Annotated in this window: 11 protein-coding genes; 5 read left to right on the top strand and 6 right to left on the bottom strand. The window is 59.9% G+C overall.

The window, feature by feature from the left end; translation table 11 throughout:
- Positions 1–12: 12 nt before the first annotated feature.
- From modB to KUV52_RS19010, 3 genes are read right to left on the bottom strand one after another with little or no spacing between them, the layout of a single operon-like run.
- The gene (gene modB, locus KUV52_RS06800; RefSeq protein ID WP_222525184.1) at positions 13–702 is read right to left on the bottom strand and encodes a molybdate ABC transporter permease subunit; all 690 of its coding nucleotides are present in this window, start codon (positions 700–702) and stop codon (positions 13–15) included.
- Positions 683–1,435 carry a molybdate ABC transporter substrate-binding protein gene (modA, locus tag KUV52_RS06805; RefSeq protein WP_222525185.1) on the bottom strand — a complete coding sequence of 251 codons (753 nt, stop codon included), beginning with the start codon at positions 1,433–1,435 and terminating at the stop codon, positions 683–685. Before modA ends, modB begins: the two co-directional genes overlap by 20 nt.
- Positions 1,432–2,097, bottom strand: coding sequence for a Crp/Fnr family transcriptional regulator (locus KUV52_RS19010; protein ID WP_222525186.1), 666 nt, complete (start codon positions 2,095–2,097; stop codon positions 1,432–1,434). The genes modA and KUV52_RS19010 overlap by 4 nt, the downstream gene beginning before the upstream one ends.
- A 414-nt stretch (positions 2,098–2,511) precedes the next feature.
- Here KUV52_RS19010 and KUV52_RS06815 point away from each other — a divergent pair, with 414 nt between their 5' ends.
- The 5 genes from KUV52_RS06815 to KUV52_RS06835 all read left to right on the top strand — a co-directional run bounded on the left by KUV52_RS06815 (position 2,512) and on the right by KUV52_RS06835 (position 9,238).
- Complete coding sequence (locus tag KUV52_RS06815; RefSeq protein ID WP_222525187.1) at positions 2,512–3,441, top strand: DmsE family decaheme c-type cytochrome; 930 nt, start codon at positions 2,512–2,514, stop codon at positions 3,439–3,441.
- Between the two features lie 12 nt (positions 3,442–3,453).
- Positions 3,454–5,451, top strand: coding sequence for an MtrB/PioB family decaheme-associated outer membrane protein (locus KUV52_RS06820; RefSeq protein ID WP_222525188.1), 1,998 nt, complete (start codon positions 3,454–3,456; stop codon positions 5,449–5,451).
- A gap of 15 nt (positions 5,452–5,466) precedes the next feature.
- Positions 5,467–7,920 (top strand): DMSO/selenate family reductase complex A subunit, encoded by a 2,454-nt coding sequence (locus KUV52_RS06825; RefSeq protein ID WP_222525189.1) that lies wholly within the window; start codon positions 5,467–5,469, stop codon positions 7,918–7,920.
- A 19-nt stretch (positions 7,921–7,939) separates the two neighbouring features.
- Complete coding sequence (locus KUV52_RS06830; protein ID WP_222525190.1) at positions 7,940–8,557, top strand: DMSO/selenate family reductase complex B subunit; 618 nt, start codon at positions 7,940–7,942, stop codon at positions 8,555–8,557.
- A gap of 72 nt (positions 8,558–8,629) precedes the next feature.
- The gene (locus tag KUV52_RS06835; RefSeq protein WP_222525191.1) at positions 8,630–9,238 is read left to right on the top strand and encodes a molecular chaperone; all 609 of its coding nucleotides are present in this window, start codon (positions 8,630–8,632) and stop codon (positions 9,236–9,238) included.
- Between the two features lie 36 nt (positions 9,239–9,274).
- Here the strand turns inward: KUV52_RS06835 and KUV52_RS06840 are convergent, their stop codons facing one another.
- Genes KUV52_RS06840 through KUV52_RS06850 form a run of 3 tightly spaced genes read right to left on the bottom strand, consistent with a single transcriptional unit; the run spans position 9,275 to position 12,397 of the window.
- Positions 9,275–9,640, bottom strand: a complete 366-nt coding sequence (locus tag KUV52_RS06840) for a nitrate reductase cytochrome c-type subunit (protein WP_222525192.1) — start codon at positions 9,638–9,640, stop codon at positions 9,275–9,277.
- A gap of 10 nt (positions 9,641–9,650) precedes the next feature.
- Positions 9,651–12,131 carry a nitrate reductase catalytic subunit NapA gene (napA, locus tag KUV52_RS06845; protein ID WP_222525193.1) on the bottom strand — a complete coding sequence of 827 codons (2,481 nt, stop codon included), beginning with the start codon at positions 12,129–12,131 and terminating at the stop codon, positions 9,651–9,653.
- A complete protein-coding gene (locus KUV52_RS06850) occupies positions 12,128–12,397 on the bottom strand; it encodes a chaperone NapD (protein ID WP_222525194.1) in 270 nt (89 codons plus the stop codon). Before KUV52_RS06850 ends, napA begins: the two co-directional genes overlap by 4 nt.
- Between the last annotated feature and the right edge of the window lie 202 nt (positions 12,398–12,599).

The raw sequence follows: 12,599 nt of genomic DNA on the forward strand, positions 1-12,599 counted from the left end.
TGAGCGTTCTCCTTACCAGTAACCCCAGGCGCGCTTTCGCCGGTCCATCCCAACATAGATGAACAGCAGCAGCGCCAGGGAGGTGGCCAGCATCAGGCCCGCCAACAGGTGGGCACTGGCGTAATCCAGTGCTTCGACGTGCTCAAACAGGGCGATGGCGATCACCTGAGTTTCTCCCGGAATATTGCCACCGATCATCAACACCACGCCAAACTCCCCGAGGGTGTGGGCAAACCCCAGCATACCGGCCAGCACAAAGCTGTGGCGGGTCATCGGGAACACCACGTAGTGGAACCGTTTCCAGCGATTCATGCCCAGGGTGGCCGCCGCCTCCAGTTCCCCTTTGCCCAGCGTGGCAAAGCTCGACTGCAACGGCTGCACCACGAAGGGCAGAGAGTAGATCATGGAACCGATCACCAGGCCAGAGAAGGAGAAGGCCAGGGTCGTACCGGTGAGCGCCTGCATCCATTGTCCCGGCAGATAGAGCGGGGAGAACAGCAGCAACAGATAAAAGCCCAGCACCGTGGGGGGCAGGATCAGCGGCAGCGCCACCAGCGCTTCAACCATAGGGCGCCAACGCGCCCGGCTGTGTGCCAACCACCAGGCCAGAGGAGGTGTCACCAGCAGCAGTAATCCAGTGCTGATGGCCGCCAGTTTCAGAGTGATCCAGAGGGCTTCAAGATCAGAGGGATTGATGGTCATCCGGGATCGCGTATCCAGCTTGGGACAGAAGATCGTCCTGGGCCATAAGGTAATCCAGCAGCGCCCGCGCTTCGGCTGGGTGCTTGCTGCGCTTCAGCACCACCGCCTGTTGCTGCAGACTGTCATGCCATTGGGGGGGAACCAGCCAGAACTCCTGGTCCGGTATCCCCGCCTGACGGAGCTGCGCCAGCGCCACGAGGCCCGCTGGCACATTGCCGCTCTGTACGTATTGAAAGGTATGCAGGATATTGTTTCCCCGCACGATATTGCCCCTCAACCTGTGAAGGATATCAAGATGTTCACCGACTTGCTCGGCTGCTGCACCATACGGGGCAATTCGGGGATTGGCGATGGCCAATCGCCCCTGCCAATGGGTCAGGCTCGCTTCATCCGGCTGCTGCCCCGGCACCCAGAACGCCAGTAATCCTACGGCGTAGCTATTGAGCGTATCGGGTTCACCCAACCCCTTTTCGACCAGCAGGGCAGGCCGCTCATCGTCGGCAGCCAAAAACAGGTCATAGGGAGCACCATGCAGAATCTGTGTGTACAGCGCGCCGGTGGCTCCGGATGAGATCTGAACCTGGATACCCGTCTGCTCGGTAAACCCTTTGGCTACCTGTTCCAGCGTCGACTTGAAGTTGGCTGCCACCGCCACGGTAACCGTTGCCGCCTGTGTGGGAATTGCCAGGCTGAATAGACACAGTGCAAACAGGGCTCGAAACCATCGAATCATGCCACCTCCTTGGGGGGCTTGGCGCGGAACAGGTCATAGTGCCGCCGCGCATCGGTCCCAAGCTGGGTTTTCAGGGCGGCATAGTCACACAACTCTAATCCGCCGTAATGATTGATAACGATACCTTGTTCGCAAAGCTCCGCAATGACCTTGCTGCAGTACTGCCTTGTGCTGCCGGTCACAGAACAGAGCTCTTCAATGGTGATTTTTATAGCGCACTCATTTCGCCGCAGTTTTGCGGAAAAAATCATCGCCAATGTCATCAGAAGATGCTCTTTTTTACTTAATATGGAGCGGAGAATTAAGTGGTCTTCCACCATTCGCGAATAACGGTGTTTCTTCTCCAGGTAAAATTCAATAAACCCGTTATTTTTTCGACAAATCTCATAAATATGATCCGTTCCAATCCATTCAATGACGGTTGATTCAAGCGCTCGATAACCAACATTGTGATCCGCACCACTTGTTGTGCCACTGGAAAAGAGAAACTGATCAGCAAACAGCAGTTCAGTACTCGCAACGCTGCCATCATGGAAGCTGACCTGACGGATCAAAGTGCCCTGCTGGACCAGCGCCAGGCCAACGCGTTCAGTGGCCGGGCAAAGCACTTTGCCTCTTTCCAGAATCAGTGTTTGTGCGTGTTGGCCCAGGGTATCTATCACCCCGGCACTCAGGCCAAGTGCACGCAAGCGCGCAGGCAAGGCCCGCTCTCCCCGGTATCTCATGACCACCCCCCCCTGTGTCAGTGAGGCAGGGTAAAGGCCCCATCACGGCCTTAATGTGATTCAGGTTCAAATTGCCCAAACAGGCATTTCGGATACCATAATTATCCCTTGATAATTTTTTGTCACCAGGATCACAGAACCGATTCACTGCACCGCCAAATGCAAACAGGATGACATTCTAAAATATCCCATTTGAAGATAATTTCCGTCGCCCCTCCCCCGGGGAAAACAGTGTCTGGCCAACGAAGGAATATCCGCGCCTCCCCGCACATTGTCAGGACGACAAATATCCATTTTGGCCTACCAGAAAATTAAATAAGAACGGTTTTCATTTATTACGGTGGGTAACCGATGAAACAACTCTCCCGTCTTCTGAGCACCAGTCTGCTGGTCAGTGCCGTGGCCTTCAGTGCCCACGCCAGTGACAATGTTCAGACTCAGCTTATCGACAAGTTCCAGCAGGGACAGTACTCCGGCAAAGGCGCAGACGGCTGTCTGATGTGCCACGGCCGGGATGAACAGGTGCAAGCCCTGTTTGCCTCACCCCACGGCAGCCTGGACAGCAGCGCCAGTCCGATGGCCAGGCTGCAGTGCGAAACCTGCCACGGCCCCCAGGGCAAGCACCGTGGCAAGAATGAGCCGATGATCAACTTCGGCAACGACGCCAACGTCAGCGCCGAGCTGCAAAACTCCGTTTGTCTGAGCTGCCACGAAGACAGCGAGCGCCGCGACTGGCACGGCAGCCGCCATGACTTCTCCGAAGTGGCCTGCAGCGATTGCCACCAGATCCACACCGCCAGTGATCCGGTGCTCTCGCCCGAAGGGGAGATCGCCACCTGTACCCGCTGCCACAGCAGCGAAGCGGCGGACATGAACAAGCGCTCCGCCCACCCGATGGCGGGCCTGCACAGCGGCAGCGACATGAGCTGCACCAGCTGCCACAGCGCCCACGGCAGCCTGACCGAATCTGCCCTGAAAGCCGTGAGCCTCAACGACACCTGCTACAGCTGCCACGCCGAGAAGCGCGGGCCGGTGGTCTGGGAACACGCTCCGGTGACCGACAACTGCGCCAGCTGCCACAGCGTTCACGGCAGCGTCAATGACGCCATGCTGACCCGCCGCGCACCGCAACTGTGCCAGAGCTGTCACGCCTCTGACGGCCACGCCAGTCGCGTCTACGACGGCCAGAGCAACGCCTTTGTCTCCGGGCAAAGCTGCCTCAACTGCCACAGCCAGGTGCACGGCTCCAACCACCCCGCCGGCAGCCTGCTTGAGAAATAAGGACATCCCGTGATGAAAGCGCAACTCTCATTGACTGCCCTGGCCATCCTCTCGGTGATGGCCCCGGCTCAGGGCGCCAGTTTCGCCCTGTCAGAAGCCAATACTCAGCAACTGGACAAGTCCGGCTGGGCCTGCAAACGCTGTGACGCGCCGCAGGCCAGCAGCACCATCGGCCTCAGTGCCGGTGCGGTCAGCAGCAACGATGACCATGCCGCCAATCGATTCGGCGCCAAAGACGGTGCCACGGCTGGCATCAACGCCGACGCCACCCTCAATGGTGACGCGGATGGCCGTCTGGATCTCAACGCCGACCAACTGGGGATGAGCAGCGGCTACGGCAGCGCCCGTTATCGCGACAACCATATCGATGCCCGGTTCGACTACGCCAAGTTGCGCACCGTCGATGCCACCGCGCAGACCCAATACGGTTTCGATGGCCGCAACCTGGTGGCCCTGGAACAGCCGATTGACGTTGACCTGGAGCAGCGCCGTGAGCGCACCGGTTTAGGTCTGGCCTACCAGAACCGGTTCGCGGAGCTGAACTGGCGCACCTACGCCCGCTACGACCACGAAGCCAAAACCGGCTTCCAGTCCAGCAGCACCCAATTTATCAAGAGCCCGGTCAACATCACCGCGCCGGTGGACACCACCACCCAGACCTTTAATGCCGGTGCCGAGTTGGGTGGCCAGAACTGGCTGACCGCCTTGAGCTATCAGGGCTCCCTGTTTGAGAACGCCTATGACGGCCTCTACAACGGTGAGCGCGGCGCGGTTCAGGCCCTGGCCCCCAACAACGAAGCGCACCTGGTGGCTCTGTCCGGCCAGTACCGGATGGGCAAAACCCGCCTGACCGGCCGCCTGACTCAGGGATGGCTGTATCAGAACGACACCCAGTTTGTGGACCCGCTGGCAGCGCCGAACGGCATCACTCACGCCAATGGTGAAGTGCGTACCCAGGGCGCCAACCTGCGCCTGACCAGTGCCCTGGGCGGAGTGCGCCTGGCCGCCAAATACGACTACTCAGACCGCGACAACCGCACCCCGGTGTTCGCCTATGAGCAGGACGTGTCGATCGACGCCCTCAGCGGCACCGCCCGGATGAACACGCCGCTGGACACCACACGCCATCGCTACGGACTGGACGCCAGCACCCGCCTGTCTCAGCGCGTGGCGCTGGAAGCGGGTTACCAGGGTGAACGTACCGAGCGCAACCACAGCGTGCGGGAAACCACCGAAGACAACACCCTTTGGGCCCGGACCCGCGTCACTGCCCTGGATAACCTGGACCTCTCCCTGAAGGCCAGCTATGGCCAGCGTGACGGCTCCCGCTATCAGGCCAGCGAGAGTACCTCCAGCGAAGACAACACCCTGTTGCGCAAGTACTACCTGGCGGACCGGGACCGCACCGAACTGACCTTCGATGTGAGCTACAACCCGCTGGCCGATCTGACCCTGGATGCCACCGTGCGTTATGCCAAGGACGACTACAGCGAATCGGAGATCGGCCTGCTGGATTCGGACGACCTGGGTTACGACCTGGCCGCCAGCTACCGGATCAGCAAAGCGCTGAACCTGCATGCCTTTGCCGGTCAGCAGTGGATTGAGTCCAACCAGGCGGGCAGCCAGAGCTTTGCCGCTCCGGACTGGACCTACCGCATCGAAGACCGCTTTGACTACGCCGGCATCGGTGCCCGCTACAGCGGCTTGATGCAGGACCGTCTGACCGTTGGCGCGGACTACCAGTACACCGAGTCCAGCTCCGACACCCAGGTGTCTGAGGGCCAGCCCTACGGCGACTACTTCCAGTGGGCCCACAGCGTGCGCGCCTACGCCGACTACATCCTCTCGGAGCGCACCAACGTGCGGTTGGATTACCGCTACGAGCGCTACTACGACACGGATTACGCCGATGTCGCCAGCGACAGCATTCCCGGGCTCATCACCCTGGGCGATATGGGCCACAACTACAACGCCCACCTGCTGATGCTGACCCTGACCTATTCGCTTTAACCATTGAGGTGACCTATGCAACGTCGTGATTTTCTGAAATTGAGTGCCACCGCCGGGGCGGTGTCCTGCCTGACCGCCTGTGGTGGCAAGAAAACCGAAAACGTCATCCCGGAAGTGCCAACCGAAGAGAACGTGAACTTCTCCGCCTGCCTGGTGAACTGTGGCTCAAACTGCCCGTTGAAAGTGTTCAGTCAGGATGGTCGCATTGTCCGCGTTGAGACCGACCACTCCGGTACCGACCAGTACGGTGATCACCAGGTTCGCGCCTGTCTGCGTGGCCGTTCCATCAAACAGCGCACCTACGCCGCTGACCGTCTGAAAGCGCCCATGAAACGTAAGGCGGGCACCAAGCGCGGCGCAGGCATCTATGAAGAGATCACCTGGGAGCAGGCGTTCAACGAGATCGGCCAGAAGGTGATGGAACTGCAGGCTAACCACGGTCCGCGTTCCATCTACCACCATTATGGCTCCGGCGCTTACTACGGCTTCGCGAGCAGCTCCTGTATCCAGCGTGCTCTGCGTCTGTCTGGTGGCCACCTCAACTACTACGGCAACTACTCCTGGGCCCAGCTCAATGTCGCCAGCCCCGCCACCTTCGGCACCGGCGGCACCAGCGGTACCCGCCTGTCCGAGATCCGCCACTCCGATCTGGTTGTGGGCTTCGGCTTCAACCCGTTCGAGATCCGCATGTCCGGGTCCGGCGAACAGATCGACTTTCTCAACGCCATCGAAGCCCGTCGTCAGACCAGCAATCTGGAAGTGATCATCGTTGACCCGCGCTACACCGACACCACTCTGGGTAAAGAGGATCAATGGCTGCCGATCCGCCCGGGTACCGACGGCGCTCTGGCTGAAGCGATCGCCTACCAGATGATCAGCACCGGCTGGGTAGAACAGAACGCCAAAGCCTTCCTGGACAAACACGCCATTGGTTACGACAAGGCGTCCCTGGAGCAGGCCAAGGTGGACAATCCGGATTACGCCGCCCTGATCAACTCTGATGAGAACTACCACGACTACATCATGGGCGCAGGGATCTACACTCTGGCCCGCACCCCGGACTGGGCGGCAGCCAAGTGCGGCGTGCCCTCTCACCAGATCGTGGCTCTGGCTGAAAAGATCATGAATGCCAAGACGCCCTACATCACCATCGGTGCCGGCTGTAACCGTCACGCCTGTGGCGAACAGACCATGCGTGCCCTCTACATGCTGCCGATCCTGACCGGCAAGCTGGGCGAAAGTGGTGTGAACAACGGTGAATTGCCGCGCAACTTTGGCCTTGGCCGCTCCGGCATGGGCGCCGGCAGCAACCCGGAATCCGCTTCCATCTGTTTCCACACCTGGGCTGAAGCCATCGAGCGCGGCGAAGAGATGGACGCCACTTCCGATGGCGTAAAGGGTCTGGGCGACGACGAAAAGCTGGGCGTAAACATCAAAGCGGTGTTCTCCTCCTCCGGCAACGCCCTGATCAACCAACACTCAGAGATTAACCACACCCGTCAGATTCTGGAAGATGAGTCGAAGTGTGAGCTGATTGTGGTTGCCGACTGCTGGATGACCGCCAGCGCCCGTTTTGCGGACTACATTCTGCCGGATACCACCTGGGTGGAATCCAACGACCTAGCCAACGACAGCTACGCTTCCGGCGAAACCGGCTACCTCACCTTTATGTCCAGTAGCCTGGATCCGCTGTACAACTGCCGCAACCTCTACCAGATCGGTCTGGGCCTGGCGAAAGTGTTCGGTAAGGAAGCGGAATACACCGAAGGCCGTACAGAAGCAGAGTGGCTGGATCACCTCTACGCGGGCACCCGCAACAGCAACCCTGAGCTGAACCTCCCTGCCACCTACGCCGAAGCACAGAAGGTGGGCTTCTACCGCCGCCACAGCCCGGATACGTATGTCGCACTAAAAGATTTCGTCAAAGACGGCAAAGCCCTGTCCACTCCGTCCGGCAAGATCGAGATCTACTCCCTCGACTGGGCCAAGAAGCGCGATGAGTGGATCCCCGCCTCCGACAAGGATTACGACCAGATCACCCCGCTGCCGCAGTACACCGAAGCCTGGCAGGGCTACGAAGATGAAGAGACTCGCGACGAGTATCCGCTTCAGATCGTGGGTTACCACACCAAAGGCCGTACCCACTCCAGCTACCACAACGTCGAGTGGCTGCGTGAAGCCGTTGAAGACGCCGCGTGGTTCAACCCGGCAGACGCCGCAAAATACGGCATCAACAAAGGCCAGATGATTACTCTGACCAGCCCCCAGGGCGCCATCCGTGTCCGCGCCAAGATCACCCCGCGGGTGATGGTCGGTGTTGTCGCCATGGCTCAGGGCGCCTGGTACCAGGGCACCCGTGCCGGTGAAGTGGATCAGGGCGGCTGCATCAACGCACTGACCAAATACCACCCGACGCCGGTATCCAAGGGCAACCCGCAGCACACCATCCGGGTAAAAGTGACCGCTTAAGATTTTGGAGAGATTGACCATGAACGAACCCAAGCAGTACGGCTTTTACGTCGATACCACCAAATGCACCGGCTGCAAGACCTGTCACGTGTCCTGCAAAGACCGCAAGGATCTGCCCAAGGATGTGAAATGGCGTCGTGTGTACGAGTACGGCGGCGGCAGCTGGCAGGAAAATGGTGATGGCACCGTAGAGCAGAACATCTTCAGCTACTACGTTTCCATCGGTTGTAACCACTGCAGCAACCCGGTTTGTGTGAAAGCCTGCCCCACTGGCGCCATGTATAAGCGTCGCAGTGACGGCCTGGTGCATGTGGACCAGGGCATCTGCATTGGCTGCGAATCCTGTGCCCGCGCCTGCCCTTACGACGCTCCGCAGATTGACAAGGATCGCGGCGTCATGACCAAGTGCGACGGCTGCTATGAGCGCATCGCTGAAGATCGCAAGCCGATCTGCGTTGAGTCCTGCCCGCTTCGCGCTCTGGACTTCGGCCCGATCGACGAACTGCGCGCCAAGTACGGCAGTAACGCCGACATCAGCCCGCTGCCCTCCGCCAGCATCACGGCACCCAACCTGTGCATTAAGCAAAACCGTAATGCTCAGTCCGGTGGCGAAGTGCTGAACTGGTTCGAAGTGTAAAACCCTGACGGGGGTCGGCATCCGCTGACCCCCATCTGAGCTACTCTGACTCCATCCATCATGGAGACACCAATGACTGAACAGTTTCCCTACGCGGCCGTTGCCTGTCGCGTACTGCATAACGTGTTTTACCGCAAACCCACGCAGGCGTTTCTGGCGGAGCTGGCCTCGGCCGATCTGCCGGACCGGTGGCCAGATTTCGGTACCGATCCGACCCCCGCACTGACACAGATCCGGTCCAGCCTGGAGCAGGATGAGTTCGACGCTATTGAGCGGGATTACTACCGGCTGTTTGTGGGCCCTGGCCCGATGGCGGCCTATCCCTGGGGCTCGGTTTACACCGATAAGGAAAACCTGGTCTGTGGCGCAACCACTCTCGCCTTTAACCAGTTCTGTCGAGAACAGGGCATCGCTTTTGAACTGGACCACAATGAACCGGAAGACCACATCGGCCTGGTTCTGGCGGTACTGGGGCAGCTGTTTGAAGCAGAGAGTGAGGTGGCCATCAAAGCGCTGCTGACCCACCATCTGCTGCCCTGGAGCCATCGCGTCACCGAAGAGATGGCGGCACAGGCCCAAACCGGTTTCTACCGAGGCTTTGGTGAACTGACCGCGATGCTGCTCAAGGACTGGCAGCAGGCACTGGATGTGACACCAGACACGCTGGTTCTGCACAAATAAAAAAACCGCCCCGAAGGGCGGTTTTCTGTTATCGCATCAGAAGTTCTGGGCCTGGGGCACATGGCAGGCGCGGCACTGATAGTACTGGCCATCCACCTTGCCCGCCTCGAAGTGATTCGCGGCCATCTTGTGCTTGCCGCCACGGTGGCAGTTGATGCAGCTGTTCTTGTCCAGGTTGATCGGGTAATCCGCCTTATGGGGGATCACCGGCGGCTGGGCCAGAACGGAGCGCTCCACCGAGGTGCCCTTCGCCGGATAAACCGGCACTGGAGCAACCGGAGAACTGGCCGCAACCGGCACCTCTCCGCGCATGGAGAGCGGCGCTGGCTGCTCCGCTTCGCCGCCACTCTGGCAACCACTCAGGGCCAGCATCAGGGCCATCAGGGTCAGTGTCTTTTTCATCGTCCTCTCCTCAGGCCTTGGTGATTTTAACCGGGGTCTTCTTGAAATCCGTCTCTTTGGAGATCGGATCCGTCGCATCCAGAATCAGCTTGTTCACCAACTGGCTGGAGTCGAAGAAGGCCATAAACACCACGCCACGAGGCATGGTATTGCGGTTCTTGGTGCTCACCCGGGTGCGCACTTCGCCACGGCGGTTGGAGACAATCACCTCGTCACCCTCCTTCAGGCCACGGTCCGCCGCGTCTTCCGCATTCATCACCACCTGGGCGTGCGGTACCGCTTTACGCAGCTCCGGAATGCGGGTGGTCATGGTGCCGGTGTGCCAGTGTTCCAGAACCCGACCGGTGCACATCCACAGGTCGTGTACCTCATCCGGGCTCTCTGCTGGCGGCTCGTAGTCATTGGCGATGATCACCGCCTTGCCATCGGGCTTGCCGTAGAACTGGAAGCCGGTGCCCTTCTCGACGTAGGGGTCCAGCCCTTCGCGGAAGCGCCACAGGGTCTCTTTGCCATTGACCACCGGCCAAACCAGGCCTTCGCCAAAGTAGGCGTCGAAGTCACCCAGATCATGACCGTGGCCACGACCGAAGGCGGCGTACTCCTCAAACAGCCCCTTCTGCACGTAGTAACCAAACACCTGGTTCTCGTCGTTGAAGCGGCCCTTGCATTCGCGGGTCGGGAACTTGTTGATCTCGCCGTTGGCGAACATCACCTCGTACAGGCTCTTGCCACGGTATTCCGGGGCCAGTGCCAGCAGCTCTTCCGGCCACACATCCTCCATCACGAAGCGCTGGGAGAACTCCATCACCTGACGCAGATCGGAGCGGGCGCCGGGCACCGGCTTCACCATCTGATGCCAGTACTGACCACGACGCTCACCATTGCCGTAGGCGCCCTCTTTCTCCACCCACATGGCGGTGGGCAGGACCAGATCCGCCATGGAGGCGGTGACGGTCATGTAGGCGTCGGAAACGGTGATGAAGTTGTCGGGGTTGGTAAAGCCCGGCAGCGCTTCTTCGTTGATGTTCGGACCCGCCTGCAGGTTGTTGGTGCACTGGGTCCAGTAGCAGTTCATCACCCCGTCTTTCAACATGCGGCTGTGCATCACGGCGTGGAAACCGGGCTTGGCCGGAATGGTGCCTGAGGGCACTTTCCAGCGCTGCTCAGTAACGGCGCGGTGCTTGTCGTTCATCACCACCATATCGGCGGGCAGACGGTGGGCGAAGGTGCCCACTTCCCGGGCGGTACCACAAGCGGAAGGCTGGCCGGTCAGGGAGAAGGGGCTGTTGCCCGGCTCGGAGATCTTGCCGGTCAGCAGGTGCAGGTTGTAGATGGAGTTGTTGGCCCAAACACCACGCACGTGCTGGTTGGCGCCCATGCACCACAGGCTCATCACCTTGCGCTTGGGATCGGCGTAGACCTTGGCCAGCTTCAACAGGGCATCGGCAGGCACACCGGTCTGTTCGGCGGTGTACTCCAGGCTGAACTTCTCCAGGAATTTGGCGTACTGCTCAAAGCTGATGCCGGTGGTCTTGCCGGAGCCTGGATTCTTGGCGGCTTTTTCCCGCGGGTCTTCCGGACGCAGGCCGTAACCGATGTCCCCTTCCGCCATGGCGAACTTGGTGTGTTTGTTCACGAACTCCCAGTTCACTGCATCGTTCTGGATGATGTAGTTGGCGATGTAGTTGAGGACGATCAGGTCGGTCTGCGGGTGGAACACCAGACCGTTATCGGCGATCTCAAAGCTGCGGTTGCGGAAGGTGGAGAGCACATGCACTTCGCAGCCTTTGTGAGAGAGGCGGCGATCGGTGATGCGGTTCCAAAGCACCGGGTGCGCTTCAGCGGCGTTGGAGCCCCAAAGCACAAACGTGTCGGTGTAATCGATGTCGTCGTAGCAGCCCATCGGCTCATCAATGCCGAAGGCGCGGAGGAAAGCGACCACGGCAGACGCCATGCAGTGACGGGCGTTGGGGTCGATGTTGTTGGAGCGGAAGCCCGCCTTCATCAGTTTGGCGGCGGCGTAGCCTTCCCACACGGTCCACTGACCGGAACCGAACATTCCGATGGAGGTGGGGCCTTTGGCCTTCAGGCTGGCTTTCCAACGCTTGGCCATCTCGTCGTAGGCACGATCCCAACTGACCGGGGTCAGCTCACCGTCTTTGGCGTACTCACCGTTTTTCATCCGCAGCAGCGGAGTGGACAAGCGGCCTTCGCCATAGAGCACCTTAGACAGCATGGATCCCTTCACACAGGCCATGCCCTTGTTGACCGGGCTGTCCGGGTTGCCTTTGGTGGCGACCACGCGGTTATCGCGGGTGCCCACCATGATGTTGCAGCCCACGCCACAGAAGCGACAGGGCGCTTTGTCCCAGTGGACGTCGTCCTGCCCCTCTGCCGCACGTACCAGGCTTGTCGGCAGCGCCGCGCCGGCCGCGGTCGCGGCCGCCAGTGCGGCGTTGGCTTTAATAAAGTGTCGGCGATCCAATTTCATTCGTTGGTTTCCCCCAGCTCGTCCAGGTTCTCTACCCGGTGGTAGGTCAATGACGCAGACAGCACACCGGGCAGCACAGACAGCGCGTGCATTCCGGACTGCAAATCGACTCGGTTGCTCTGCTCCAGGGTCACCACCAGCTTGCCCTCTTCGGTAGCCGTGTGGATCTCGGCGCCTTCCATCGACTCGATGGCCTCACACACCGAGGCTTTGGATTCCGCGCGGCAATGCACCACCAGGGCGGCAATGTGATACTCGTTTGACACAGGGATCTCCCTTCACAGAACAGGCGCAACATGATGAAAGTAGGGGATTAGGGGAGGTATACCCCAAGGGGGATATATGGGTAAAAAGGCGGCACTCCCTCAAGAGTTTGCAGGGATGCTGGAAAAGAATTTCATTCGAACCCTGGCCAGGGTGCGATCAGACCCGGCCTCTTGCACCAATCTGTGCTCAGACCAAAAAAAA

Origin of the sequence: Ferrimonas balearica, from assembly GCF_019802055.1 — a bacterium.
In the GTDB taxonomy this organism is placed as follows: Bacteria; Pseudomonadota; Gammaproteobacteria; order Enterobacterales; family Shewanellaceae; genus Ferrimonas; species Ferrimonas balearica_A.